This window comes from Streptomyces sp. NPDC050743 (assembly GCF_044456925.1).
Lineage (GTDB): Bacteria > Actinomycetota > Actinomycetes > Streptomycetales > Streptomycetaceae > Streptomyces.
This window is the reverse complement of the sequence record NZ_JBITGJ010000041.1, coordinates 1-23,617: the sequence shown is the minus strand read 5'-3', so window position 1 is coordinate 23,617 and position 23,617 is coordinate 1. Positions and strand designations below refer to the sequence as shown.

General features: G+C 71.8%; 27 protein-coding genes and 1 pseudogene. 12 read left to right on the top strand and 16 right to left on the bottom strand.

The window, feature by feature from the left end:
* The first annotated feature begins 51 nt into the window (after positions 1-51).
* A complete protein-coding gene (locus ACIBJF_RS31075; RefSeq protein ID WP_399178659.1) occupies positions 52-1,254 on the top strand; it encodes a trans-sulfuration enzyme family protein in 1,203 nt (400 codons plus the stop codon).
* 353 nt (positions 1,255-1,607) lie between these two features.
* Here the strand turns inward: ACIBJF_RS31075 and ACIBJF_RS31070 are convergent, their stop codons facing one another.
* The 4 genes from ACIBJF_RS31070 to ACIBJF_RS31055 all read right to left on the bottom strand — a co-directional run bounded on the left by ACIBJF_RS31070 (position 1,608) and on the right by ACIBJF_RS31055 (position 7,129).
* Positions 1,608-3,056: a GNAT family N-acetyltransferase gene (locus ACIBJF_RS31070; RefSeq protein WP_399178657.1), complete on the bottom strand. Its 1,449-nt coding sequence runs from the start codon at positions 3,054-3,056 to the stop codon at positions 1,608-1,610.
* Positions 3,057-3,360: 304 nt separating this feature from the next.
* Positions 3,361-4,944, bottom strand: a complete 1,584-nt coding sequence (locus tag ACIBJF_RS31065) for an alkaline phosphatase D family protein (protein WP_399178655.1) — start codon at positions 4,942-4,944, stop codon at positions 3,361-3,363.
* A gap of 596 nt (positions 4,945-5,540) precedes the next feature.
* The gene (locus ACIBJF_RS31060) at positions 5,541-6,371 is read right to left on the bottom strand and encodes an alpha/beta fold hydrolase (RefSeq protein WP_399178653.1); all 831 of its coding nucleotides are present in this window, start codon (positions 6,369-6,371) and stop codon (positions 5,541-5,543) included.
* A gap of 104 nt (positions 6,372-6,475) precedes the next feature.
* Entirely contained in the window at positions 6,476-7,129 is a 654-nt protein-coding gene (locus tag ACIBJF_RS31055) for an NADPH-dependent F420 reductase (protein WP_399178651.1), read from the bottom strand.
* 121 nt (positions 7,130-7,250) lie between these two features.
* Between ACIBJF_RS31055 and ACIBJF_RS31050 the strand changes: the two genes are divergently transcribed.
* Positions 7,251-8,135, top strand: coding sequence for an RNA polymerase sigma-70 factor (locus tag ACIBJF_RS31050; RefSeq protein ID WP_399178649.1), 885 nt, complete (start codon positions 7,251-7,253; stop codon positions 8,133-8,135).
* A 254-nt stretch (positions 8,136-8,389) separates the two neighbouring features.
* Positions 8,390-9,151: a GntR family transcriptional regulator gene (locus tag ACIBJF_RS31045; RefSeq protein WP_399178648.1), complete on the top strand. Its 762-nt coding sequence runs from the start codon at positions 8,390-8,392 to the stop codon at positions 9,149-9,151.
* A gap of 226 nt (positions 9,152-9,377) precedes the next feature.
* Here the strand turns inward: ACIBJF_RS31045 and ACIBJF_RS31040 are convergent, their stop codons facing one another.
* From ACIBJF_RS31040 to ACIBJF_RS31030, 3 genes are all read right to left on the bottom strand, one after another.
* Positions 9,378-10,535: an ROK family transcriptional regulator gene (locus ACIBJF_RS31040; RefSeq protein ID WP_399178646.1), complete on the bottom strand. Its 1,158-nt coding sequence runs from the start codon at positions 10,533-10,535 to the stop codon at positions 9,378-9,380.
* Positions 10,536-10,637: 102 nt separating this feature from the next.
* The gene (locus ACIBJF_RS31035; RefSeq protein WP_399178644.1) at positions 10,638-11,294 is read right to left on the bottom strand and encodes a response regulator; all 657 of its coding nucleotides are present in this window, start codon (positions 11,292-11,294) and stop codon (positions 10,638-10,640) included.
* A gap of 14 nt (positions 11,295-11,308) precedes the next feature.
* Positions 11,309-12,463: a sensor histidine kinase gene (locus ACIBJF_RS31030; protein WP_399178734.1), complete on the bottom strand. Its 1,155-nt coding sequence runs from the start codon at positions 12,461-12,463 to the stop codon at positions 11,309-11,311.
* A 117-nt stretch (positions 12,464-12,580) separates the two neighbouring features.
* Between ACIBJF_RS31030 and ACIBJF_RS31025 the strand changes: the two genes are divergently transcribed.
* From ACIBJF_RS31025 to ACIBJF_RS31015, 3 genes are read left to right on the top strand one after another with little or no spacing between them, the layout of a single operon-like run.
* Complete coding sequence (locus ACIBJF_RS31025) at positions 12,581-13,501, top strand: ABC transporter ATP-binding protein (protein WP_399178642.1); 921 nt, start codon at positions 12,581-12,583, stop codon at positions 13,499-13,501.
* Positions 13,502-13,503: 2 nt separating this feature from the next.
* Positions 13,504-14,214 carry an ABC transporter permease gene (locus tag ACIBJF_RS31020; RefSeq protein ID WP_399178640.1) on the top strand — a complete coding sequence of 237 codons (711 nt, stop codon included), beginning with the start codon at positions 13,504-13,506 and terminating at the stop codon, positions 14,212-14,214.
* A gap of 41 nt (positions 14,215-14,255) precedes the next feature.
* A complete protein-coding gene (locus ACIBJF_RS31015) occupies positions 14,256-14,699 on the top strand; it encodes a hypothetical protein (protein WP_399178638.1) in 444 nt (147 codons plus the stop codon).
* Positions 14,700-14,715: 16 nt separating this feature from the next.
* Here the strand turns inward: ACIBJF_RS31015 and mug are convergent, their stop codons facing one another.
* Positions 14,716-15,237: a G/U mismatch-specific DNA glycosylase gene (gene mug, locus ACIBJF_RS31010; RefSeq protein WP_399178732.1), complete on the bottom strand. Its 522-nt coding sequence runs from the start codon at positions 15,235-15,237 to the stop codon at positions 14,716-14,718.
* Positions 15,238-15,284: 47 nt separating this feature from the next.
* Positions 15,285-16,730: an adenylosuccinate lyase gene (purB, locus tag ACIBJF_RS31005; protein ID WP_399178636.1), complete on the bottom strand. Its 1,446-nt coding sequence runs from the start codon at positions 16,728-16,730 to the stop codon at positions 15,285-15,287.
* A gap of 433 nt (positions 16,731-17,163) precedes the next feature.
* Here purB and ACIBJF_RS31000 point away from each other — a divergent pair, with 433 nt between their 5' ends.
* Complete coding sequence (locus tag ACIBJF_RS31000; protein ID WP_399178634.1) at positions 17,164-17,394, top strand: helix-turn-helix domain-containing protein; 231 nt, start codon at positions 17,164-17,166, stop codon at positions 17,392-17,394.
* Between the two features lie 148 nt (positions 17,395-17,542).
* Here the strand turns inward: ACIBJF_RS31000 and ACIBJF_RS30995 are convergent, their stop codons facing one another.
* The 4 genes from ACIBJF_RS30995 to ACIBJF_RS30980 form a co-directional block, all read right to left on the bottom strand.
* Positions 17,543-17,968, bottom strand: coding sequence for a hypothetical protein (locus tag ACIBJF_RS30995; protein ID WP_399178633.1), 426 nt, complete (start codon positions 17,966-17,968; stop codon positions 17,543-17,545).
* Between the two features lie 77 nt (positions 17,969-18,045).
* On the bottom strand, positions 18,046-18,495 hold the full coding sequence (locus ACIBJF_RS30990) for a hypothetical protein (RefSeq protein WP_399178631.1): 450 nt from the start codon (positions 18,493-18,495) through the stop codon (positions 18,046-18,048).
* A 261-nt stretch (positions 18,496-18,756) separates the two neighbouring features.
* On the bottom strand, positions 18,757-19,086 hold the full coding sequence (locus tag ACIBJF_RS30985; RefSeq protein ID WP_399178629.1) for a hypothetical protein: 330 nt from the start codon (positions 19,084-19,086) through the stop codon (positions 18,757-18,759).
* On the bottom strand, positions 19,083-19,307 hold the full coding sequence (locus ACIBJF_RS30980; protein ID WP_399178627.1) for a hypothetical protein: 225 nt from the start codon (positions 19,305-19,307) through the stop codon (positions 19,083-19,085). Before ACIBJF_RS30980 ends, ACIBJF_RS30985 begins: the two co-directional genes overlap by 4 nt.
* A gap of 207 nt (positions 19,308-19,514) precedes the next feature.
* On the opposite strand from ACIBJF_RS30980, the gene ACIBJF_RS30975 reads away from it, so the two are divergent.
* The 5 genes from ACIBJF_RS30975 to ACIBJF_RS30955 all read left to right on the top strand — a co-directional run bounded on the left by ACIBJF_RS30975 (position 19,515) and on the right by ACIBJF_RS30955 (position 21,898).
* Entirely contained in the window at positions 19,515-19,775 is a 261-nt protein-coding gene (locus tag ACIBJF_RS30975; protein WP_399178625.1) for a hypothetical protein, read from the top strand.
* Positions 19,747-20,274: a DUF6879 family protein gene (locus ACIBJF_RS30970; protein ID WP_399178623.1), complete on the top strand. Its 528-nt coding sequence runs from the start codon at positions 19,747-19,749 to the stop codon at positions 20,272-20,274. Before ACIBJF_RS30975 ends, ACIBJF_RS30970 begins: the two co-directional genes overlap by 29 nt.
* Positions 20,275-20,297: 23 nt before the next feature.
* Positions 20,298-21,149: a helix-turn-helix domain-containing protein gene (locus ACIBJF_RS30965; protein ID WP_399178622.1), complete on the top strand. Its 852-nt coding sequence runs from the start codon at positions 20,298-20,300 to the stop codon at positions 21,147-21,149.
* 222 nt (positions 21,150-21,371) lie between these two features.
* Positions 21,372-21,584: a hypothetical protein gene (locus ACIBJF_RS30960; protein WP_399178620.1), complete on the top strand. Its 213-nt coding sequence runs from the start codon at positions 21,372-21,374 to the stop codon at positions 21,582-21,584.
* Positions 21,585-21,751: 167 nt separating this feature from the next.
* Positions 21,752-21,898 carry a hypothetical protein gene (locus ACIBJF_RS30955; RefSeq protein WP_399178619.1) on the top strand — a complete coding sequence of 49 codons (147 nt, stop codon included), beginning with the start codon at positions 21,752-21,754 and terminating at the stop codon, positions 21,896-21,898.
* A gap of 49 nt (positions 21,899-21,947) precedes the next feature.
* Here the strand turns inward: ACIBJF_RS30955 and ACIBJF_RS30950 are convergent, their stop codons facing one another.
* The 3 genes and pseudogenes from ACIBJF_RS30950 to ACIBJF_RS30940 all read right to left on the bottom strand — a co-directional run bounded on the left by ACIBJF_RS30950 (position 21,948) and on the right by ACIBJF_RS30940 (position 23,121).
* Positions 21,948-22,382, bottom strand: coding sequence for an endonuclease VII domain-containing protein (locus tag ACIBJF_RS30950; RefSeq protein ID WP_399178730.1), 435 nt, complete (start codon positions 22,380-22,382; stop codon positions 21,948-21,950).
* 150 nt (positions 22,383-22,532) lie between these two features.
* Positions 22,533-22,691, bottom strand: a pseudogene (locus tag ACIBJF_RS30945) (helix-turn-helix domain-containing protein); the annotation flags it as partial.
* Between the two features lie 10 nt (positions 22,692-22,701).
* Positions 22,702-23,121, bottom strand: a complete 420-nt coding sequence (locus tag ACIBJF_RS30940; RefSeq protein WP_399178617.1) for a hypothetical protein — start codon at positions 23,119-23,121, stop codon at positions 22,702-22,704.
* Positions 23,122-23,617 lie beyond the last annotated feature (496 nt).

Below are 23,617 nucleotides of genomic sequence, written 5' to 3'. Positions count from 1 at the left end.
GTAGCACGGTGTTCGCATCCCGAGAACCGCTCGCTGTTCACCCTTCCGCGCATGGACGCAACGAGCACCGGTGCCTACGACGGCGTACGCACCGCATCGAGAGCCCTGGCCACGGAAGCCGTGCACGCCGGCCGCGACGATCTCGCCCGCCAGGGCCTGCACGCCCCGCCGATCGATCTGTCGACCACCTACCCCTCGTACGACAGCCGCGGTGAGGCCGCCCGCATCGACGCCTTCGCCACCGACGGCGCCGACCCGGTCGGGCCGCCCGTCTACGGCCGGCTCGGCAACCCGACCGTCGCCCGCTTCGAGACCGCCCTGGCGCGCCTGGAGGGCACCGAGTCCGCGGTCGCCTTCGCCAGCGGGATGGCGGCGCTCAGCGCGGTCCTCCTCGCCCGCTCCGCCATGGGCCTGCGGCATGTCGTCGCGGTGCGGCCCCTGTACGGCTGCAGCGACCATCTGCTGACCGCCGGGCTGCTCGGCACCGAGGTCACCTGGACCGACCCGGCCGGCATCGCCGACGCGCTGCGCGCGGACACCGGCCTGGTCATGGTGGAGTCGCCGGCCAACCCGACCCTTGCCGAGCTCGACCTGCGGGCGGTCGCACACGCATGCGGTTCGGTCCCGCTGCTCGCCGACAACACTTTCGCGACGCCCGTGCTGCAGCGCCCGGCCGAGCACGGCGCCCGTCTGGTGCTGCACAGCGCCACCAAGTACCTCGGCGGCCACGGCGATGTGCTCGCCGGTGTGGTCGCCTGCGACGAGGAGTTCGCGGGCCGGCTGCGGCAGATACGGTTCGCCACCGGTGGGGTGCTGCATCCGCTGGCGGGCTATCTGCTGCTGAGGGGACTGTCCACGCTTCCCGTGCGGGTGCGGGCCGCCTCCGCGAACGCCGCCGAACTGGCCGGCCGGCTCGCCGCCGACCCGCGCGTGGCCCGCGTCCACTATCCGCGCATCGGCGGCGCCATGATCGCCTTCGAGGTGCACGGTGATCCGCACGAGGTCATCTCCCGGGTCCGGCTCGTCACCCCGGCGGTGAGCCTCGGCAGCGTCGACACGCTCATCCAGCACCCGGCCTCCATCAGCCACCGTATCGTCGACGCCGACGACCGGCGCGGCGCGGGGGTGAGCGACCGGCTGCTGCGGTTGTCGGTGGGGCTGGAGGACGTCGACGACCTGTGGGCGGACCTCGACCAGGCGCTGGGCGAGCCCGTCACCCGGACGCCGGTGCCGCTGCGGGAAGCGGTGCGCTGAGTGGTGGCGGCCCGTGGTGGGTGCCGGTGAGTGGGGCACCGCCCGACACCGCCGTGGTGGCTGGGCGCCTTTACGGCGGGTCGATGGCGCGGCCGTCTTCCTAGGCGCCGGGGGACCAACCGCAGACGCCGGCTCCGGCCCCGGCCGTAGGTCCCGGGCCTGTCCGCCAGCCCCAATCCAGACGTCGGCCTCGGGCCTGAGCCCGGCCCCGACCGTCGGCCCCGGCGGCCGACCCTTGCCAGGCCCGCCCACTCCGGCCCGGGTACCGGTCGCGGACCCGCCGCCCTGCCCTCGCCCCCGGCCCAGCGGACTCCTCCGGGCCCGGGCCGGGCGCGTGGCAGCGTGGTCGCGGGTCAGTCGCGGTGGACCGGAGCGCCGAGGTGGCGCAGGGCGGTGTCGTACGGGCGCGGGGTGGGGGTCGGTGCGGTGTCCAGGCGGGCGGTGATGACGAGCGTGCCCTCCTCGATCTGGTAGTCCAGCGGCAGACCGAGGCGGCGCATCGCGGCGACCATGCCGGTGTTGGACGCCTGGGTCACGGCGTACACGCTCTCGCAGCCGGCCTCCACGGCCATCGCCACGAGCCGGCCGAGCAGTTCACCGCCGATGCCGCGCTGCTGCCATTCGTCCTCGATCAGCAGGGCGACCTCGGTCTCGTCGCCGTCCCACAGCAGGTGGCCGAGTCCGACGATGCGGCCGGAGGTGGTCTGCGCGGCAAGCGTCCGGCCGAAACGGGGGCTGAGCAGATGGTTCAGATAGCGGTCCGCGTCGCCGACCGGGCCGTGGTAGCGCATGCCGAGGGTGCGCGGCGAGCACCGCTCGTGCATCGCCTTCGCCGCGGCCAGGTCTCCGGTGTCCGCCCGGCGGACGGTGATGTCGTTTCCCTCGGGCAGGGTCAGCACGTCCTTGCCGCGCGGGATCCGCGGACCGAGCCTGTTGTCGAGGTCCACCAGCGCCCGGGCCCGGGCGAACTCGGTGGGGGTGAACGGCAGGTACGGCCGCTCCACGGTGAGCACCCCGCCCTCCGGCGCCGGCAGTCGCATCACGGTGTCCTCCAGCACGCCCTCGACCGGCACCGGCTCGGGTCCGCGGCCGCCGCCGGCCGGTGTCCCGGGCAGCGAGCGGATCGTGCACCGGCCCAGCAACTGGCGTAGTGCCAGGGGCAGTTCGGCGGCGTCCAGCGCGGTGCGCGCGGCCAGCCCGAGCACGCGGGTGGGGGCGTCGACCAGGTCGTGCGCGTCGGCCCGCTCGATCCAGGTGGAGGCCCCGCCGGCCTGCGAGACCGCCCGGGTGATCTCGGCCGCCTGCAGCGCGCCCGGCGCCCGCAGCAGGAACTCGTCCACCGTGCCGTCGGCGAGCGGGTGCGCCTGGAGGCTCAGGATGTCGACGCGCCGCTCGGCCAGTGCCGTGCACAGCGCCGCCAGTGAGCCCGGCTCGTCCTTCACGGTGGTCCGCATCCGCCACAGCGCACCGGTGTCGGTCACGTCGTCCGTGTCGTCGCCCGGCTGCCCGCAAAGCCCGGCCGACCGCCTCTCGGCGGTCGGCCGGGCGCCGGTATCACCGGCCGGCGGTGCATGTCCGTGGCGCCGTGCCCACCAGGTGTGGAAACCGGCCGTCGCGGCCAGCACGAGGGCCGAGATCACCAGCAGGGCGGGACCGTCGGGGCGGTGCCCGATCAGGTTCGCCACTCCGTCGGCCACGGCGACGGCGGTGAACAGCGCGGCGAGTTCGACGACGTCCCGTCGCCAGTGGTGCACGGGGCGTCCGTGCCTCGCTCGGGTCACATCAGACATTTCTGCAGTCATGCACCCACTGTGAAGGAAGGGTGTTGCGTGATCACGAACTGATTGTGACCGATGGGTAAAGCATGCTCCGTCCGTTTTGTTGCATTTTCTAGGGCTGCCTGGCCCCATACCGCCCGACCCCAGATCGTGGCGTTGCCGTCATCGAGTGCTCGCGTCATACGAAAACCGTAGAGGCGGCCACTGACAATCGGCCCGACCAGCGAGAAGGGCCGTGGAACAGAGGAGTTGACCGTGCCGCGCGCCGTGGGATGACGCCGGTGCGCGGCACGGATGAAGGGTACGGGAGCGGCCGGCCCGCCCGCGCCTACTGGCCGACGCGGCCCGGCTGGAGCGTCTGCGTGAACAGCACGGTGCCGTCGTACTCGCGCAGCCGCACCGTCAGCTCGCCGCTGTCGCCGTCGATGTCGACCTCGCCGAAGAACTGGTATCCCTGGGCCGGCGACACATTGGACGCGGTGGGCGCCTTGACGAACACCCGGTCGGGGCCGAACGTGCCGTCCAGCGCGCTGGCCGGGAAGGCGCCCGCGTTGAGCGGGCCGGAGACGAACTCCCAGAACGGCTCGAAGTCCTTGAACGCGGCCCGTGAGGGGTCGTAGTGCTGGGCGGAGGTGTGGTGCACATCTGCCGTCAGCCACACCGTGCCGGTGATCCGCCGGTGCTTGATGAAGCGCAGCAGCTCGGCGATCTGCAGCTCGCGGCCGAGCGGAGCGCCCGGGTCGCCCTGTGCGACGGCCTCGAAGTTCTGCTTGCCCTCGACCGGGTCGGGTACGACCAGCCCGAGCGGCATGTCGTTGGCGATCACCTTCCACACCGCACGCGACTTGGCGAGCTCCCGCTTGAGCCACTCCAGCTGCTCGCGGCCGAGGATGCCCACCGGGTCCGTGGTCTGGTTGTCGGGCGAGTTCGCGTTGCGGTAGGTGCGCATGTCGAGCACGAACACGTCGAGCAGCGGACCGTGGTGGACGACCCGGTAGATCCGGCCGTCCGGGCGCTCGCTGACGGTCGAGATCGGGAAGTACTCGGAGAACGCCTGCCGGGAGCGCAGCGCCAGGTCGTCGAGCCGGGTGCCGGCCGGGTAGGGGGTGCCGGTGCCGATGACCTCGCCCGGGTACCAGTTGTTGCGGACCTCGTGGTCGTCCCACTGGATGATGTTCGGCACCTGGGCGTTGAACCGGCGCAGCGCCGAGTCCAGGAGGTTGTAGCGGAAGTTGCCCCGGTAGTCGTCCAGGGTGGTCGCGACGTGCGACTTCTCCTCGGTGGTGACGTTCCGGTAGACGCTGCCGTCGGGCAGGGTGGCGGTCGCCGCGATCGGACCGTCGGCGTAGATGTTGTCGCCGCTGCACAGGAAGAAGTCGGGGTCGACCTTCGCCATCGCGTCGAAGATGCGGTAGCCGCCGATGGACTCGTTGATGCCCCAGCCCTGTCCTGCCAGGTCGCCGGACCACACGAACCGCACGCCCTGGCGGCGCCGGGCGGGCGCGGTGCGGAAGGTGCCGGTCACCGGCTCGCTCGTGCGGCGCGGGTCGTCCGGGTCGGCGAGCAGCACGCGGTAGTGGATCTGCTCGCCCGACGGCAGGCCGTGCAGCCGGGTGGTGCCGGTGAAGTCCGTGCCGGAGCCCAGCAGCGGACCCTGCCAGCTGCGCGGGTTGCGGAACGACTCGGTGGCCGAGGTCTCCACGATCATCCGGGCCGGCCGGTCCGAACGCACCCACACCAGGCCGGAGTCGGTGGTCACATCGCCCGCCTGCACGCCCCAGCTCGCCTGGGGGCGCCCGGAGCGGGCGAACGCCGGGGCCGCGCCGAGACCGACGGGCAGGGTGAGGGCCGCCGACGCGACCAGGGAGCCGCGCAGAACACTGCGGCGGCCGGGGGACGGACGGTCTGACATGGCTGTGCCTCCAGGAGCGGGATCCGGCCAGTGTGCAGAGCCACACCTACTGGGACGCTGCGGCGCGAGCGGAAACCCGAAGTGAACAACGGGCCTTGGGAAGGCGCCACCGACTGAAGCCGTCGCGGTCGCACATGGTTTGTCGTGCGGCAGTGCGGTCCCGAGCGCCGCCACCCGAAACCGCACCTACGCGCACGTACTCGCGCGTACCGGCGTGCCGAGGCAGGCGCGGACCGGTTCCTGGCGGCCCGCCTGACCGGCCGGGCGGTGGTTTCTCGCCCACGCGCGCGCGTGCGGCGCGGTACCCACGGCCGGGGCAGCTCGCTTCGGTAAGGGCCCGCACCCGGCGGCCGGCCCGGGTCCTTCGGCGGGGCGCGAACGGCTTCGGGCCCGGCGCTTGCAGCGAAGCGGCACGCCCGGCAACCGGCCCGGCGCCGTCACCGGGGCGCGCCGGTGGTCGGGCGCGGTCCCTTCAGCGAGCCGATACCGAGGGCCGGCTCTGCTCTACGCGCGAGGGCGACATCGGCGGTCGGCCCGTCCGTCGCAGCGAGCTCGGCCTGGCCGGCCCGCCGCCCGTGCCGCCGACGCCGGCCCGTTCAGTGGCTGCCGTCCAGGATGACCCGCGCGACCAGCGCCGGATCGTCGTTCATCGGGCAGTGGCCGCAGCCGGGCAGCCGTACCAGGCGGGCGTGCGGGATCAGTTGCTTGGCGCGCACGCCCTGGCGGCGGACGAGGAGCCGGTCCCTGCTGCCCCAGGCCACCGTGACCGGCAGACCCGGCAGGGCGTCGGTGAACCGGACGGTGGTGCCCGCCCGCAGCGTCGCCTCGAACCCGGTGGCCCCCACCAGGGCGAGCGTCTCGGCGACCACGGCCTCCGGTGCGCGGCGCGCGGGTCGCGCGTAGATGGTGCTCGTCAGCGCGGTACGGCCGGCCGCGCTGCGCGACAGCCGCTCCACCAGCGGCAGCGGAAGCCGCTGGGCTATGCCCCGCATGGCGAGCAGCACCGTGAAGGCGTACCGGCGCTCTGCCTCCGTCCAGAAACCGGCCGGGGAGAGGGCCGTGACGGACCGTACGAGCTTCTCCCGGCCGAGCTCCAAGGCGAGCAGGCCGCCGAGCGAGTTGCCCGCGATGTGCGGCCGGTCCAGCTCCAGCGCCTCGAACAGGGCGCCGAGCACGGAGTTGGTGGTGGGCAGGTCGTAGGCGAGGCCGTCCGGCAGGCCGGGCGACGCGCCGAAGCCCGGCAGGTCGACGGTGATCACGTCGCGCTCGGTGGCGAGGATGTCCACGACCGGGTCCCAGGCCTGCCGGTGATGGCCGATGCCGTGCAGCAGGACCAGCGGTTCGCCGCGTCCCACGCGCGCGTAGGACACGGTCACGTCCTTCGGGCCGTGCGGGGTGGGGACCTTGAAGGAGACGGTGGCGGACATGGGGGTGCTCCTCGGCTGGATGCTGACGACGCCGTAGACAGTTTGTCAGCAATTACTACCGGCCGGTAGCCCCCGGTGGCCGTACGTGCCCGCCCCCGCGGTGGTCAGTCCGCCCGGCGCACCTCGATGTTGAAGTCCGCCGTCCCCAACTGCCGCATCATCGCGAGCCACAGCGGCAGGTACATCTCCGTCGCCCGCGCCGCCTGGATCCCGCCCAGGTCCAGCACCCGCTCGGCCGGCCATCCGAACTCCCCGAGCAGCGCCGTCACCTGCTCCTTGGCCCCCGCGTCCTCACCGCAGACGAACAGGTGGTGCGCACCCGGCACCCGGCCCGGATCCACCATCACCTGACAGTTGACCGTGTTCAGTGTCTTCACCACGCGCGCGTTCGGAAAGGCCCGCTGGATCTGTTCGCCCACGCTGTCCGACTCCACCGGGTCCAGCCGCGGTTGGCCGTCCTTGAAGGCCAGCGGATTGCAGACGTCCACCACGACCTTGCCGTCGAGGTGCTCCGCGCCGGCCGCCCGCAGGGCGTCGAGAGCCACCCGGCCGCCCACCGCGTTGATGACCACCTCGGCCGAGGCGGCCGCCTCCGCGAACGTGCTCGCGCGGGCCCGCTCCGCCGAGGCCGTGGCCCACTCCAGCGCCACCGGGTTGTCCTTGACGCGCGATCCCAGGGTCACCTCGTGCCCCAGCTCGAGCAGTCTGCCGCCCAGCGTGCGGCCCACCTCGCCCGTGCCCAGCACCGCGTATCGCATCGGCCACCTCCCGTTGCCGGCCGCCGGCTTCCGGCGGTCCGCGGTCATTGTGAGCCGGACCGGCGTCGGACGGGCCCATTCCGGGTGGACAGCCGCGGCGCGTGTCGGATGGGATGGAGCGGTGACCACCGAGACCGCGATCGACGTCTTCGAAGAGCACCGCCCCCTCCTCATGGGCGTCGCCTATCGCATGCTCGGCCGCGTGGCCGACGCCGAGGACGTCGTCCAGGACGCCTGGCTGCGCTGGTCCCATGCCGACCGGGCGGAGGTCCGAGCACCGCGCGCCTACCTGGTGCGCATCACCACCCGACTGGCCATCGACCGGCTGCGCCAGGTGCAGACGCGCGGCGAGGCCTACGTCGGGCCATGGCTGCCGGAGCCGTACCTCACCGAGTTCGGCGACGCCGCCCCGGACGCGGCGGAGCGCGCCGTGCTCGCCGACAGCGTTTCCCTCGCCCTGCTGGTCGTCCTGGAGTCGCTGTCGCCGCTGGAGCGGGCCATCTTCGTGCTCCGGGAGGCGTTCGGCTACCCGTACGCCGAGATCGCCGGCCTGCTCGACCGAGGCGAGGCGGCGGTACGGCAGCTGGCCGGGCGGGCGCGCCGGCACGTCGACGAGCGGCGGTCGCGCTACGAGGTCGACCCCGCCCAGCGACGCGAGCTGACCGAACGATTCCTCGCCGCCGCGGCCGACGGTGACCTGGACGGGCTCATGTCCCTGCTGGCCCCGCACGTCCGCCTGGTCGGCGACAGCGGCGGCAAGGCCAAGGCGCCCCTGCGGATCCTGCACACCGCCGACAAGGTCGGCCGGTTCCTCGTCGCCGTCGCTCAGCAGTCCGCGCCGGCCCTGTCCTACCGCTTCCTGGAGGCCAACGGCGGTCCGGCGTTGCTGGTCCTGCTCGACGGCAAGCCCGACAGCCTGGTCCAGGTGGACGTCGCCGACGGCCGCGTCGCGACCGTGTACATCGTCCGCAACCCGGACAAGTTGGGGCATCTCACCGACCGCTGAACCCTCACCCCGCCACCGCACTCGCGTCGCGAGCCCCCGTCCTGTGACGGGGGCTTTGCTGCGATGTCACAGACACCGGCGCGTACGAACGCCTCATGAACGCTCCGCGGCGGGTGGGCCGTGCGTTGCCCAGGGGATCGAGGATTGGTCTTGACCAAGGGTGAAGGCCGCCCTATGGTCGCAGAGAAGTGCAACAACCTTTAATAAACAAGGGCGCTAAAAACCGCCGGACCACGGCTCTTGCGGAGGACAGGGTGGGGACCACGCAGCTGGAATCGGTGCCGGAACCGAAGTACTGGCATCTCAAGACCGTGCTCAGCGAGGCACTGGACTCCGAGTTCTCGGTCGGCGAGATCCTGCCCAACGAACGCGACCTCGCCGCCCGCTTCGGCGTGGCCCGCGCCACGCTCCGGCAGGCCCTCGAACAGCTCGAGCTGGAAGGCCGGCTGCAGCGCCGCCGCGGTGTGGGTACGACCGTCGCGCCCCCGCGTGTCGGCGTGGCCGTCGGCACCGAGCGGCACGTCTGGCCGGGCGCCGCCGCGGACGCCTGGCAGCCCGTCGACTGCGAGCAGGCGGTGCCGCCCGCCGCCGTCGCCACAGCGCTGGAGACCGGCGCGGACGAGCCCGTGCACACCGTGCGCCGCTCCCGGATGTCCCACGGCCAGCGGGTCGCCACCGAGCTCCTCTACATCCCGGCGGCCTCGGTCCCCGACCTCACCGCGATCGACGCCCCGTCCGGCCCGGCACGCGCGCGTGCGGTGCTGCGCGAGCTCCAGCACCTGACGCTCGAGGGGCAGGACCGCGCCGTCGAACTGGGCTCCGCCCGCGCCGACGACGCCAAGGACCTCGACCGGCTCCCCGGCTCCCCGGTCCTCGTCGTCACCACCCGCTTCTTCGCCGAGGGCCGCACCGCCGCCCTGTCCGTCGCCACCTACCGCGCAGACACCTGCCGGCTGACCTTCGGCGACTCCCCGGACGTGGAAATACACCACGACCCGGAACGCCGGGCCTCCTGACCTCCGGGCCCCAAGGGGCGCGGGGAACGGCGCGACCAGCCACGGCGGTGCCGCAGGTGCGAACCGACCGCACCCGGCACCACGTGGGCGGTTTCCCGCGTCTCCGGTAACCCCACGGCGCCGGCCGGGGCGAACCCCCTGCGGGGCGCGGGGAACCGCGCGACCGGACACGACGGTGCCACAGCGGCAAGGCGAGCGGCCCCCGCCGCTCCCCAAGGCGCACCGCTCAGCGCCGCCCCGTCGCCGACCCGTCCACCGTGAACAACTGCTCCTCGACATGGTCCAGAGCCAGGCGCAGCGCCCCCGTGGCCACCGCCGCCTCGCCCAGCAGAGACAGCGCCACCTCGGGCGGACGCAGGCAGTAGCGGGCCAGTTCGCGCCGCAGCGGTTCCAGGACGCCGTCCAGGCCCGCCGCCCACCCGCCGATCACCACCAACTCGGGATCCAGCGCCAGCACCAGCGCGGCCACGTCGTGCACCAGCCGCTGGATGAACCGCTCCACGGCCGCCATCGCCCGCTGGTCACCCTCCCGGGCCAGCGCGAACACCTCCGCGACCGCCTGCTCGTCCAGTGGATGCAGCGGCTGGTCGGTGGTGGACAGCAGCGTCTCCGGGGTGGCCTCCCGGCCCAGCAGATGCAGCGCGCCGATCTCCCCGGCCGCCCCGCCGTACCCGCGGTGCAGCCGCCCCCCGATCAGCGAACCCGCGCCCGGGCTCAGCCCGGCCAGCACGAACACCACGTCGTCCGACTCGGTGGCCGTGCCCTTCCAGTGCTCGGCGACGGCCGCCGCGTTGGCGTCGTTCTCCACCAGCACCGGGCACTTGAAGGAGCGGCTGAGCCGCTCACCCAGCTTCAGGCCGGTCCACTGCGGCAGAGCCGTGCTCAGCCGTACCGTGCCGTCGGCCTCCACGATCCCCGGCGTGCCCACGCCCACGGCCCGCAGCGAGCCGCGCGCGACCCCGGCCCGGCGCAGCAGTTCGGCGACCGCGCCGCGCAGCCGCTCCAGCCGCTCGTCCGCCGGTGCCGTCTCGTCGACCTCCTTGGCCTGCGCGCCCAGCACCCGCCCGTCCAGGTCGGACAGCAGCGCGGCGACCCGGTGCGGGCCGATCTCCAGGCCCAGCAGATGTCCCGCCTCGGCCCGGAACCGGAACCGGCGCGCGGGCCGTCCCTGACGGCGCGCGGTGCCCTCGTCGGCCGCGGTCTCCACGACGAGCCCGCCCTCGATGAGCCCTTCGACCACACCCTCGACGGTCGGCCGGGACAGTCCGGTGACCCGGGTGATCTCGGTGAGCGTCGCGCAGTCCGTGGTACGCAGCGCGTGCAGCACCACCGCGGAATTGATCCTTCGCAGCAGCGAGGGATCGCCGCCGGTCAGCTGCCCCACCGTCCGTCCTTCCAGCTCGCGGGCGTGTTGGGCGGATCGTACTCGGCCCGGCGCGCCCCGGCGAGTGCCGGCTTCCACGCGGCCGGCCAGGTTCGCTCCGGCTCACCCCGGCTCGACGAACCCCGACTCGTACGCCACGATCACCGCCTGGGTGCGGTCGCGCGCGCCGAGCTTGGCCAGCACGGCGCTCACATGCGACTTGACCGTCTCCGTGCCCACGATCAGCCGAGCGGCGATCTCCGCGTTCGACAGCCCGCGCGCCATGAGCCGCAGCACCTCTGCCTCCCGCTCCGTCAGCCGGGCCCGCTCCAGTGCGGCACGCGCCGGCCGGTCGCCGTCCCCGTACCGGGCGGCGAGGCGTCGTACGGAAGCCGGGAACAGCAGCGACTCGCCCTCCGCGACCAGCCGGACCGCGTGCACGATCTCGGCCGGACGGGCCCGCTTCAGCAGGGAGCCGTCGGCGCCCGCGCGCAGCGCCTCGTACACGTACTCGTCGTCCTCGAAGGTCGTCACCACGAGGATCTTCGGCGGCTCGGCCACCGAGCGCAGCACCACGCGCGTGGCCACGATGCCGTCCAGCAGCGGCATGCGGACGTCCATGGCGACGACGTCCGGCCGCAGTTGCCGCACCAGCGGGACGACCGCGGCCCCGTCGGCGGCCTCGCCCACCACCTCGATGTCCGGCTGCGCCTCCAGCACGGCCCGCAGACCAGCGCGGACCAGGGGTTCGTCGTCGACGAGGAGTACGGTGACCGGCATCCGGCCAGACTAGATCAACTCATCGGCAGCTCCGCCCGCACCTGCCAGTCGCCCTCGTCCGGACCGGTGCGGGCACTGCCCCCGAGCAGTGCGGCGCGCTCCCGTATGCCCCGCAGGCCGCTGCCCCGGCCCGCGCCCGGTATCGGCCCGGGCAGCGGATTGCGGACCTCCAGGGCGAGCGCGTCGCCGGTGACCGCGACCCGGACCCGCACCGGCACGGCTCCGGCGTGCCGCAGCACATTGGTCAGCGCCTCCTGCAGGATCCGGTAGCCCTCGCGGGACACCGGCCCGGGGACGTCCGCGACCGGGCCCGTCACCTCGGCGTCGACCTTCGCGCCGGAGGCCCGCGCCGACTCCAGGAGCCGGCCGGCGTCGGCCAGGGTGGGCCGGGCGCTCACCGGACGACCGGCCTCCCGCAGCACGCCCAGCACCCGCTCCAGGTCCTCCAGGGCCGCCCGGCCGGTCTCCTCGATGGCGTCCAGGGCGCGGTCGGTGAACTCCGGGTCGCCCGCCGCCCGAGCCGCGCCGGCCTGCACCACGGCCACCGTCAGCGCGTGTCCGATCGAGTCGTGCAACTCCCGTGCGATGCGGGTGCGTTCCAGCAGTTGCTCGGTGCGCTCCTCCAAGGCGGCCAGCCGCTCGGCGGCCGACGGGCCGAGCAGCCGGCGCGCGCAGACCGTGACCAGCTCGCCCAGCCCGACGACCGCGCCGTACAGGGCGAGCAGCGGGAGCGGTGTCAGCAGGGCCCACCCGCGGTGCGGCGGCAGCCGGTCCAGCAGCGGTATCCCGGCCGGCGCCCGTCCCCAGGCGCAGCGGGCCAGTTCGAAACCGGTGCCGAGCAGCCACACCGTGGCGAACACGGCCGCCGCGCCGAGGGCCATCCGCAGCTGAAGCCACAGCACCGTGCGCCACCGGTCCCGCCAAGTCGCCGACGGCGACTCGGAGATGCCCGGCTCCGCCTCGCCGGGCGTGAGCAGCAGCCGCGCCTGCACACCCTCGCCCCGGCGCACCGCGGGCACCAGACCGAGTGGGACGAGCACCAGAGCGGGCACCCAGGGAGTCGACATGTCGATGAAGAGCCAGACGCTGACCACCAGCATCGGCACCCACAGATGCAACAGGCGTGTGTACGTCGTCCCGCGCGACAGCGGGCGCAGGAAGCGCAGCATCCGGGCCATGCCGCCATCGTCGCAGGCGGCACCGACAACAGACCTCCCCCGCGCGGGGGAGAGGCTCTCCACCGGCGGGGGAGGACCCGGGCTCGAGCCGTCGCCAGGCTGGTGGCCATGACCAGCATCGACGTACGCGACCTCGGCAAGGACTACGGCGGACGGCGGGCCGTGGACCAGCTCACCTTCAGTGTGCGCCCCGGCCGCGTCACCGGCTTCCTCGGCCCCAACGGCGCCGGCAAGTCCACCACCATGCGCCTCGTCCTCGGCCTCGACCGGCCCACCTCCGGCACGGCCGTGATCGGCGGCCAGGCCTATGCGGAGCTGCGTGAACCCCTGCGCCGGGTCGGCGCGTTGCTCGACGCCCGCGCCGCGCACGGCTCCCGCACCGCCCGCGACCATCTGCGCGCCCTCGCCGCGAGCAACCGCATCCCGGACCGCCGGGTCGACGCCGTACTGGAGGAGACCGGGCTCGCCCCGGTGGCCCGGCGCCGGGTACGGACGTACTCCCTCGGCATGCGGCAGCGTCTCGGCATCGCCGCCGCCCTCCTCGGGGACCCCGAGGTGATCCTGCTCGACGAACCCGCCAACGGCCTCGACCCCGAGGGCATCGTGTGGATCCGCACGCTGCTGCGCCGGCTCGCCGAGGAGGGCCGTACGGTGCTGGTCTCCAGCCATCTGATGGGCGAGACCGCCGCCTTCGCCGACCATCTCGTGATCCTCGGCCGGGGGCGCCTGCTGGCCGACACCCCGGTCCGCGAGTTCATCCACGCGCGCATACGGCCGCACGTCCGGATCCGCACCACCGAGCCCGCGGCGCTGGACGACCTGCTCGCCCGCCACGGCCTCGACGCCGCACCGGCTGCGGACGGGGCCCGCACCGTGCGGCACGCGCGCGTGGACGACATCGGCCGGCTCATGGCCGAGGCCGGCGTACCCGTCCTGGAACTCACCGCGCACGAGGCCACCCTGGAGGAGGCCTACCTCGATCTGACCGCGGCCGAGGCCGAGTTCACCGCACTGTCCCAGGAGGCCTGACCATGCCGTTCGCACCCGTTCTGCACGCCGAGTGGATCAAGATCCGTGCCCTGCGCTCACTCGTCGGCAGCCTGGCCGCCGTCCTCCTCACCACCACCGCGTTCTCGGCGCTCGCGGCCGCGGACGCCGACGGCTCGGACCCGCTGTACTCGGTGTTCTTCGGCGTGAGCCTCGGCCAGATCGCCGCGATCGCCTTCGGTACGACGGCCGTCTCCGCCGAGTTCCGGGGCGGCGCGCTGCGGCTGACGCTGTCGGCGGTGCCCGACCGACGGCGCTGGTTCGCCGCCAAGGCCACCGCGATCGCCCTGCCCGTGCTGGCCGTCGGCCTCGTCACCGGGCTGGTCACCCTGCTCGTCGGCAAGGCGGTCCTCGGCACCTTCGGCCCGGCCTGGAGCGAAGGCCTGCGCGGCGCCGTCGGCTGCGCACTGGATCTGACGCTGATGGCCCTGTTCGCGGCCGGACTCGCCGCCGTACTGCGCAGCGGAGTCGCGACCCTGACCGTACTGATCCCGTTGCTGCTGACCGTGTCCTTCGTCATCGGCGACCTGTCCGCAGGCGTCGCCGACTTCCTGCCCGACCGGGCCGGCCAAGTCGCCCTGCACAGCGCCTGGGACGGCCCCCTCGGCCCATGGAGCGGGCTCGCGGTGACCGCGCTGTGGTCGGCGGCCGCCCTGCTCGCGGGCGCATGGGCCCTCGACCGCCGGGACGCCTGACAGTCCGCCAATTGTCAGTGGCGCCCGCTTTACTGGATCACATGGACATCGCGACCCACCTCGCTGTGATCGACCGGCTGTGCGCCGAGGAGTTCCCGGCGGAGCCCTGCCGGTCCGAGTCGGGCACGGCAGGACCCGGTTACGCCACCGTGCCGTTAGAGACGAGCCACGGGATGCGAGTGGGCCACGCCTGGATGCGGCAGCGGACCGTCGAGGATTTCCAGGCGTACCGGGAGGCCATAGCGGAGCGGCTGCACGACCGCTGGGGCCGTCAGCCGCCGTGCGGCCAGCTCACGGTACGCCTGCGCCTGAGCCGGGGAGAGGAGATACCGGAACCCTGGGCCACCCTCAGCCTGCTCACCGACGAGCTGGACGTGTGGGAGGTGGCGGGGGCAGGCCGCTGGGTCGCCCTCGGCGTCGCCGACCGGGACCGCGCGGACGAGATACGGCTCCTGGCGGTGGTCACGGAGATACCTCCGCCGTGACCAGGGTCCGTGACCGCTAGGCCTGCGCGGCGACCCGGAGCCGGGCGAACTCCTCCGCCATGGTCGCCGCCGTCCAGTGCGCGTTCAGCCCGCTGGGATTGGGCAGCACCCACACCCGGCTGCCCCCGATCATGCGCTCCTGTGGTCCGACCTGCGCGGTGCGTTCGCCGAAGGCGGCCCGGTACGCGGTCACCCCGACCACGGCCAGCCACCTCGGCGCGAGCCGCGTCACCTTCTCGGTCAGCAGCCGCCCGCCCTCGACGTACTCCTCGGCGGTCAGCTCGTCGGCCCGCGCGGTCGCCCGCGCCACGACGTTCGTGATGCCCAGTCCGTACGACAGCAGTTCGTGCTGTTCGGCCGGCTTCAGCAGCCTCGGGGTGAAACCCGACAGATGCAGCACCGGCCAGAAGCGGTTGCCGGGACGGGCGAAGTGGTGACCGGTCGCCGCCGTCATGAGCCCCGGGTTGATGCCGCAGAAGAGCACCCGGAGGCCGGCCGCGACGACGTCCGGTACGAGACGGTCGCGGGCGGCCTCCAGTTCCGCCTGGGTGAAGCGGGGCGAACGGGGAGAAGGGGCAGAAGTGGTCAGAGGATCGCTCCGGGGGTGTACCCGGCGGCCTCCGGGTGCTGCTTGACGATCTCCTCGATCCGGCCGACGACCACGCCGACCTGATCGGCGGCGGCGCCCGTGAAGGACAGCTTGTCGGCCATCAGCGCGGCCAGCTGGTCGCGGTCGAGGGGCAGGCGGTCGTCGGCGGAGAGCTTGTCCAGCAGGTCGTTGCGCTCGGCGCCCTGCTCGCGCATCGCGAGCGCGGTGGCGACGGCGTTCTCCTTGATCGCCTCGTGCGCGACCTCGCGGCCCACGCCGGCGCGGACGGCGCCCATGAGCACCTTGGTGGTGGCCAGGAACGGCAGGTAGCGGTCCAGCTCGCGGGCGACGACGGCCGGGAAGGCGCCGAACTCGTCGAGGACCGTCAGGAAGGTCTCCAGCAGGCCGTCGAGCGCGAAGAACGCGTCCGGCAGGGCCACCCGGCGCACCACCGAGCAGGACACGTCGCCCTCGTTCCACTGGTCGCCCGCCAGCTCGCCGGTCATCGAGGCGTAGCCGCGCAGGATGACCATGAGGCCGTTGACGCGCTCGCAGGAGCGGGTGTTCATCTTGTGCGGCATGGCGGAGGAGCCGACCTGGCCCGGCTTGAAGCCCTCGGTGACCAGCTCGTGCCCGGCCATCAGCCGGATCGTCTTGGCCAGCGACGACGGGGCCGCCGCCAGCTGCACCAGGGCGGTGACGACCTCGTAGTCCAGCGAGCGCGGGTAGACCTGGCCGACCGAGGTGAACGCCTGCGAGAAGCCGAGGTGCCGTGCGATCCGGTTCTCCAGCTCGGCGAGCTTCGCCGCGTCGCCGCCGAGCAGGTCCAGCATGTCCTGCGCGGTGCCGACCGGGCCCTTGATGCCGCGCAGCGGGTAGCGGCCGAGGAGCTCCTCGACCCTGCCGTACGCCACGAGCAGCTCGTCGGCCGCCGTCGCGAAACGCTTGCCCAGCGTCGTGGCCTGCGCGGCCACGTTGTGCGAGCGGCCGGCCATGACCAGCTCGGCGTACTCGCCGGCCAGCTTGCCGAGGCGCGCCAGCACGGCGACCGTGCGGTCGCGCATCAGCTCCAGCGAGAGCCGGATCTGCAGCTGCTCGACATTCTCGGTGAGGTCGCGGGAGGTCATGCCCTTGTGCACGTGCTCGTGCCCGGCGAGGTCGTTGAACTCCTCGATCCGCGCCTTCACATCGTGGCGGGTGACCTTCTCGCGTTCGGCGATCGAGGCCAGGTCGACGGTGTCCAGGACACGCTCGTAGTCGGCGATCGCCTCGTCCGGCACCTCGATGCCGAGGTCCTTCTGGGCGCGCAGCACGGCGAGCCAGAGCTGCCGCTCCAGCTTCACCTTCTGCTCGGGGGACCAGAGCGTGGCGAGCTCGGCGGAGGCGTAGCGTCCGGCGAGGACGTTCGGGATGCGGGGCTTGGCGGGCGCGGCAGAAGTCACGTGTCCAGAGTTTACCCGGCGTCCAAACGGGTCCTGTCTCGTCCACATAGTCCAGAAACGCAGGTGAGGCGCACCCTGACCGTCTCGTCGCGAGACGTCTGTGAGACGCGCGTGAGACGCCGGGGCGCCTATGCGGGCCCCGCAGCAGCACAACACGGCCCCGGCTGGCAGAGGTTTCCGGTTCCTCCGCTAGGCCGGAGCCGCGGGTTCAGACGCTAGCGCAGATCGAACGCATGTTCTAGATCCTGCTGGCATATGCCTCTGAGGCAAAGGGCCCGCCCCGCCGGAGGTTTCCGGTCCTCCAGGCGGGGCGGGTGACTGTGGAGAGCCTCACAAAGGGCGATGTCCTGCATGTATCCAGCGGGTGCCCATGATCGCCAAATTTACCCAGCCAGGTAAAGACTTCTAATCAAGATCGTTCCAGCGTGGTCGGATGCTCGACCCCCTCCCCGACTGGGTGCCCCGCCGCCGCGCAGAGATCGGATTACACATCCGCGAAGCCCGCCGCGCCGCCGGCCTCTCCCAGGTCACCCTCGGGGAACGCATCGGCCGAGACCACAAGACCATCAGCCGCTGGGAGAACGCCCTGCGGGCCCCGGATCTGACAGACCTGCTGCTCATCGCCGACGCCCTCGGCATTCCACTCTCCGACCTCGTCAGGTGACTGACGGACTTTCGGCCCTGACGCCTGCTCTACGCGGGTCGACGGGGCGTCCGTCGCAGCGGACACAGACTTTTCGACGGCGCGGCAGTAGAAGGCCCCGCCCATCCACCACGGGGGAGACAGACGAGCGAGGCCGGTCAGGAGTGCGTCAGCCTGCGTACTGGGGGTAGAAGGTCCGCTTCACAGCCGTCTGCTCCACGGTGAGCGCCGGCACGGTGAGCGCGCCGGTCACCAGCGTGTTCTGGCCGCACCAGGTCCCGAGATCCACCTGCCAGCCGCCGGCCTCCATCTCCCAGTCTTCGTTCGGGAGCTTCACGACGACGTCGCTGCCGCAGATGAACGACCGGTTGGCCTGCGACACGATCCACATCGCCTTGTCGACGTCGGTGTCCCTTTCTCGGCAGCACCGGTCCGCCATGGACCACAGCTTGCGCCAGTGCACTCCCGGTGTAACGGGTCCGACGTAGGCGACTGTCCGGCCGTCCACGAAGGCGCTTGCGTAGCCGAAGACGGGCCCGAACATCGAGAAGACGCAGACGCGCCCCTGGCCCTTCGCTGCTTCGGCAGTTGCCATGGAATCTCCCTTTTCGTGCTTAGAGTCCGGGATCGTGAGGGCCGGACTCTAGCGGTGGGCGCTGACAGCGGCGGGTGTCAGCAGCAGGGGCCGTCGCCGCAGCAGGTCGGGTCGTTGCACTCGGCGGCCTTGAGCCACAGGCGCTCGTCGACCTCGAAGCCCGCCGCCGCGATGCGGCTCGTGACGTCCTCCATCAACCCGTTGGTGCGGAACTTCGACTTCGGGGCGTGGTGCAGGAAGAAGCCGAACTTCTCCTGGCACCACTTCTCGTACCACTGGGTGTGCAGGATGAGGGTGTGCCATCCGGGGTCGACCGTTTGGGACGGCGCCATGACGTCGCCCGCCCGTGTGGTGCCCATGACGTACGTGAGGGCGAGGGCCTGGTCGATGATCCGGTCGGCGACGCCCTGCTCCAGGCCGTACTCCTCGGCGCAGAAGTCGGCGAGCATCCGGAAGTCCTGCTCGGTGACCAGGTCGCGGCCGTGTCGGGTCGCGACAGCAGTGGGCTGGTCAAGGGTCACAGTCATCTGGAAGTCCTTTCTTCCGTGATCTGTGGGGTACGGAGATGCGGTCTCCGCGCCGTCGTGCGCCCGCTCCGCACGCCTCGCGGCAGAGCGGGAGTCGGGCCGGCTACGCGCCGAAGCGCCACGCGGGATAGGTCTGCTGCGGGGCCGGTGTACACCGCTTCTCGTGGACGTACACGGTCGTGATCGGCCCGGTGGGCCGGTCGTGGACCACCGGCCGATAGTCCTCGCCTCGCCGGATCGGCTCGTCGCAGCGCGCGCAAATCATCGGCGTAGCTCCAGGGCGAGGGCGTGCAGTGCGCGGCGGGTCTCGCAGAGGCTGGCGTCGTCCACGCACTGCTCACACCGCCCCGGGTGGGCGTTGCGCGCGGTGTGTACGGCGTGCAGGGTGCAGCGGCGGCAGGCGCGCGGGAACCAGTGCTCGCCGTCGGTGTCGCGCTCGCCGAGGTCAATGGCTGTCGCGGTGGACAGTGGTTCGCCGCCCCACACGCACTCGGCGCCGCGCGCCCTGGCGTCCGACAGGACTTCCAGGGGCGGCAACAGGATGAGCGGCAGGAGATCGACCGGGATGTCGACTAGGGCTCTCGTCGTCATGACCAGCGCATCGCCTTCCAGGCCCGCGTCAGCTGCGCGCCGGCAGCGCACGGGTTCGTGCCGTCCGCGCAGGCAGGACGGTGGCTGTAGTGGAGGATGACCGCCTTGTACGCCGCATACGACGGTTTCGCCTCGAAGGTCTTCATGGCCTCAGCCAGCGCTTCGGGCCCCGTGCGGCGATGGTCTGCCGTGGTGGACGGCGCGGCTGTACGGTGCCCCATGTCGACTCCTAACCAGTCGGCCACACCCGGGACCGGTCGCACGGTCGCCGGGGTTTTCTTCGTGCCTCACGACGCTAGGCGTGTGCACACGACGACAGCCAGCAATGTGCACCGATGTACACACGGCTTGATTGCACCCTTGACCTGCCAAGCCCTCCCCACGACGGTGGTGTACATCTCTGAACACGAACCGTGCAGGAGGCGGTCATGCCCCTACAGTTCATCGGAATCGACCCGAACACCGGCACAGGCGAAAGCCCGACGGTGTGGGTCGACGACAGCACGAACGAACTGGTCATCCAGGGATGGAAGCCGGGACCTGAACTGGAAGCAGAATGCGCCGCGTTCCAGGTACCAGGGCACGCGGCAGGCATCCCCGCACACGAGGCAGTTGTCCGCATCCCGGCCCGCATGGTGTCGGCCCTACGAAAGGCGTGCGATGTCGCAGAACGTGCCGAGCTTCGATGACCTCCTGGACGGTGCCGAGCACACTGCCGTCCACCTGGAGATGCGAGACGCCTACGGAGTGGCCAGCGAGGCTGACGACTTCGCCCGCTGGAAGGCCACAGGCGAACGGGACACCGACCCGGACTCCCCTTACTGGGGGCCGTGGACCCGGCTGATCCGGCGGACCGTCGCCCGCGGCGTGACCGTGCGCCGGGCCCGGATCGTCTCCGAGCCCGTGAGTGACTACATCCGGTACGAGCACGCGGGCACCATCGTCAACCTGGAGGCTGGCGAGCAGGTGTGCTGGCTGCCCCGTCGGCAGGCCTCGGACATCGCGCTGCCCGGCAACGACTTCTGGCTCATCGACGGCCGCCTGATCCGGTGGAACCACTTCACCGGCGACGGCGCCTCGGCGGGCGGGGAGATCAGCGAGGACCCGACTGCAGCCAAGCTGTGCGCCGAGGCCTTCGAGGCCGTGTGGGCGCGCGCCGTCCCGCACGAGAACTACAAGATCAGCTAACGCGAAAGTGACCAGGCCAGCTCATGCCTCTCTCCCCGTCCTCCTCGGCCCAGGCCGCCCGCGAAGCCGTCGCGCAGCGCCTGAAAGAACTCCGTGCCGACGCCGGGATCACGGGGGCAGAGCTGGCCAAACGCTGCGACTGGAGCCACCCGAAGACCTACCGGATTGAGGGCGCCCGCACTCCGCCTTCGGCCGACGATATCCGCCGCTGGTGCGAAGCATGCGGCGTCGGCGACCAGGCGGACGACATCATCGCCCAGTCCCGGACCGCAGAGTCGATGTACGTGGAATGGCGGCGCAAGGTCCGTACCGGCCTGAAGCAGCTGCAGAACAGCTACGTGCCGCTGTTCAAGGCGACCAAGCTGTTCCGGATCTACTCGCCGACGATGGTGCCCGGCCTGCTGCAGACCGAGGGATACGCACGCGGCCTGATGGCGTCGATCACCCGCTTCCGTGAGATTCCCGACGACGTCGCCGACGCGGTCGCTGCACGGCTGGAACGCTCCCGGATCATCCACGAGCCCGGGCACCGCTTCGCCATGGTCATCGAAGAGCCCGTCCTCCACTACCAACTCGGGGACCCGGACGCGATGGCCGCCCAGCTCGGCTACCTGCTGACCGCCGGCGCGCTGCCCCAGGTGTCGCTGGGCATCATCCCCAGCGCGACCACCGAGCGCCCCATGTGGCCCCAGGAGCTGTTCCACGTGTACGACGAAACCCTCGTGTCGGTCGAACTGCTAGCGGCTCGAGTGCAGGTGACCCAGGCGTCGGAGATCGCCCTGTACGTGAAGGCGTTCGAGCAGCTGCGCGCCATGGCCGTGTACGGCGCCGACGCGCGCGCCCTGATCGTGAAGGCCATCGACGCCCTGGGCTGATCAGGCATTCCGGCAGGTCAGATGCAATCTGGCAAACCGTGAAATTCTATTACCGCGAGTCACACGCCATACGCATGAAAGCGAGGAACCGGACGACAGCGTCGGGGGCCACGGTGCGCTTCCCTCTGCGCAGGACGGTTGGTGGGTCGGCAACTGACCTGTACGCCAGGCGCGCTTCACAAGTCGGCAGTACGGTGTGCGCACTCAACTCTGGGGGGCTCGATGAGCAAGGACAACAGGGGAGCCGTCGACTCCGGCGTCTTCGTCACTGCGTTGGTGCTGCTGGTGGTCAGCATCCTGAAGGAGTGGCCGGTGCTGCCTTGGATCTCCGGGGCGGTGCTGGTCGGTGTTCTGGTGACGACGGTTGCTCGTGGACGGACCGACGGCCGGGCGTCGGAAGCCGAAGAGCGGCCGTGGAGGAAGCGCGCCGACTGACCCGCCAGCCGGGGCGCATCAGCGACTGCCCGCCTGATGGGTGCGGCGCCACGCGTCGTGAGCGCGCCGGCCAACATGCTCGGTGCCCTGATGTCAGTGCCGCGCCGTACGCTTGCCTCATGTCTCCCGAGCCCTTGGGCCCTGGTTCCGTACGGCCTGCTGCGGTCGTGAACGAGGACATTCGCTCGTTGATGCTGCGCGCCGGCGGTCGGCTACGGGCAGAAGACCGGCCGACCTATCAGCGGCTCGTCGACGAATGGAACATCGCGACCACACGAGAGCGCGTCCTCAAAGACGTCGTCGCAGCAGCATGACGAAAGGCCCCGCCGCCAGAAGGCGGCGGGGCAGAGCGGTGTCGTGCAGTCAGTCGGCCGTCTCCCGAGATCGATCGAGGTAGTCCGCAGCAGCCCGCAGGCGCTCAGGCGTATCAGCGAACAGGCCTAGCCCGGTGTTGCATTGCAGGCACAGGAGCCCTCGGATCTTCGACGAAGCGTGGCAGTGGTCCACGTTGAACCGCTCGGCGATGGCTGCCCGGCAGATCGCGCAGCGCCGCCCCTGAGACTCCCACATAGCCCGGATCGTGTCCGCATCCGCGCCGTATTGCCGCGCCCATACCCGCGCACGTTCAGCGCCGCGACAACGCCAAAGCACGCTTTCGGTGGCGTACTTCTGCTTCTTGTCTGTGCGCCGTCGGACGTCGATTGGCCCACAGACGGAGCAGACCGCAGTGCGGGCCGCTGGATCGATCTCGCTGAGCCGATGACGGTTGGCGAAGTTCGCGGCCATCAGCGTGGCCATCTCAGGCGATGAGTACCGGCATGCCGGGGAGCAAAAGCGCTTGTTCGATGAAGGATAGGCCTCAAAGGTCGTAGAGCAGCGGACCCCTCTGCATGTCCTGGTCTCACGCACGGACACGTGCCCCTTGCGAGGCCCCGAGGGGCCGCCCGTCCTCCGGATCTCAACGCCAACTTCCCGGAGCGCTCGGATGATGACGTTGTACGACTTCACCCCGCACGCGTCGGCGAGGCTCTGCGCCGATTCCCCCGACTCGTACCGGGCCTGCACTTCATCGAGGCTGATCTTCCACGGCGCACGCGGTCTACCCATACAAATGATTCTACTTGCCGAAGATGTGATTCCAGTCGGCGTCACGTCCCCGCTCGAGGAGCGGGATCATCCGGAACGCGTGGTCGGTGAGGCCACCGAAGGTGTGCCGGTTCTGACCGCCGGACGGCGCGTGCCCGGCCTGATACCCGGCCAGGTTCCAGGTGTACATCGGTACCGTCTGCGGGATGGACCGGGTCACCTCGTGCTGGTCGTGACCGGCCTGCTCGTCGGTGACGATGACGACCCGGTCGTGGCCCCGGAACTCCTGGCGAAGCGCGAGTGCGGTATCCGTGCCGCCGCCGAGGAACCAGCCGCCGTCCTTCCACCGGCCTACCGCACGCAGCAGGGACTCGCCGCGCTGCAGCGGGAACTCCTTCGTCTTCGCGCCCGGCGCGTCGCCCCAGTACACGCGGGCCGAGGAGAACGACACGACGTCCGCGGACCCTGCGGACCAGCTGATCCCGCAGGGCCCTGCGGTCCCGCCGGGCCGGGCGAGCCCGCAGGCCCCGACGCCCCAGGCGCGCCCGGAGCGCCGGACGCCCCCGCCTGCCCGGGCGCACCCCTCGGCCCCGGAGAGCCTGGGGCCCCAGAAGAGCCAGCCGGGCCAACTGGGCCCGCTGGCCCCGGGATCGGCACCGGCACCAGGGGCATGCCGGGACCGAATGCGACCATCGGGTCGGTCCGCGGCAGGGGGTTCATGACCCCGGTGACCTGACCGTTGACCGAGACCGACCCCAGCAGCGCCGCAACCTGGGCGGGCGTGAACGTCGCGGACGCGGGCACGCTGGCGCTCTTTGTGGCTCTCCTGCCGCATGTGTGGGTGCCCTGACTTGCCCTGATACGGGAAACACGCCGTCTCCTGCCAGGCTTGAGGTCTCGAGGCTCAAGTTGGATCAAGCAGGAAAACGGCGTGTCCCTCTTCAGGA

Coding starts and splice junctions, on each gene's coding strand:
- ACIBJF_RS30990 (WP_399178631.1), bottom strand. CDS start 18,495: ATGACTGTGACCCTTGACCAGCCCACTGCTGTCGCGACCCGACACGGC.
- ACIBJF_RS31065 (WP_399178655.1), bottom strand. CDS start 4,944: ATGTCAGACCGTCCGTCCCCCGGCCGCCGCAGTGTTCTGCGCGGCTCC.
- ACIBJF_RS31075 (WP_399178659.1), top strand. CDS start 52: ATGGACGCAACGAGCACCGGTGCCTACGACGGCGTACGCACCGCATCG.
- ACIBJF_RS31030 (WP_399178734.1), bottom strand. CDS start 12,463: ATGCTGCGCTTCCTGCGCCCGCTGTCGCGCGGGACGACGTACACACGC.
- ACIBJF_RS30970 (WP_399178623.1), top strand. CDS start 19,747: ATGTCGCAGAACGTGCCGAGCTTCGATGACCTCCTGGACGGTGCCGAG.
- ACIBJF_RS30965 (WP_399178622.1), top strand. CDS start 20,298: ATGCCTCTCTCCCCGTCCTCCTCGGCCCAGGCCGCCCGCGAAGCCGTC.
- ACIBJF_RS30980 (WP_399178627.1), bottom strand. CDS start 19,307: ATGGGGCACCGTACAGCCGCGCCGTCCACCACGGCAGACCATCGCCGC.
- ACIBJF_RS30985 (WP_399178629.1), bottom strand. CDS start 19,086: ATGACGACGAGAGCCCTAGTCGACATCCCGGTCGATCTCCTGCCGCTC.
- ACIBJF_RS31070 (WP_399178657.1), bottom strand. CDS start 3,056: ATGACTGCAGAAATGTCTGATGTGACCCGAGCGAGGCACGGACGCCCC.
- ACIBJF_RS31000 (WP_399178634.1), top strand. CDS start 17,164: ATGCTCGACCCCCTCCCCGACTGGGTGCCCCGCCGCCGCGCAGAGATC.
- ACIBJF_RS31020 (WP_399178640.1), top strand. CDS start 13,504: ATGCCGTTCGCACCCGTTCTGCACGCCGAGTGGATCAAGATCCGTGCC.
- ACIBJF_RS31055 (WP_399178651.1), bottom strand. CDS start 7,129: ATGCGATACGCGGTGCTGGGCACGGGCGAGGTGGGCCGCACGCTGGGC.
- ACIBJF_RS31060 (WP_399178653.1), bottom strand. CDS start 6,371: ATGTCCGCCACCGTCTCCTTCAAGGTCCCCACCCCGCACGGCCCGAAG.
- ACIBJF_RS30960 (WP_399178620.1), top strand. CDS start 21,372: ATGAGCAAGGACAACAGGGGAGCCGTCGACTCCGGCGTCTTCGTCACT.
- ACIBJF_RS31035 (WP_399178644.1), bottom strand. CDS start 11,294: ATGCCGGTCACCGTACTCCTCGTCGACGACGAACCCCTGGTCCGCGCT.
- ACIBJF_RS30975 (WP_399178625.1), top strand. CDS start 19,515: ATGCCCCTACAGTTCATCGGAATCGACCCGAACACCGGCACAGGCGAA.
- ACIBJF_RS30995 (WP_399178633.1), bottom strand. CDS start 17,968: ATGGCAACTGCCGAAGCAGCGAAGGGCCAGGGGCGCGTCTGCGTCTTC.
- ACIBJF_RS30950 (WP_399178730.1), bottom strand. CDS start 22,382: ATGGCCACGCTGATGGCCGCGAACTTCGCCAACCGTCATCGGCTCAGC.
- ACIBJF_RS31025 (WP_399178642.1), top strand. CDS start 12,581: ATGACCAGCATCGACGTACGCGACCTCGGCAAGGACTACGGCGGACGG.
- ACIBJF_RS31015 (WP_399178638.1), top strand. CDS start 14,256: ATGGACATCGCGACCCACCTCGCTGTGATCGACCGGCTGTGCGCCGAG.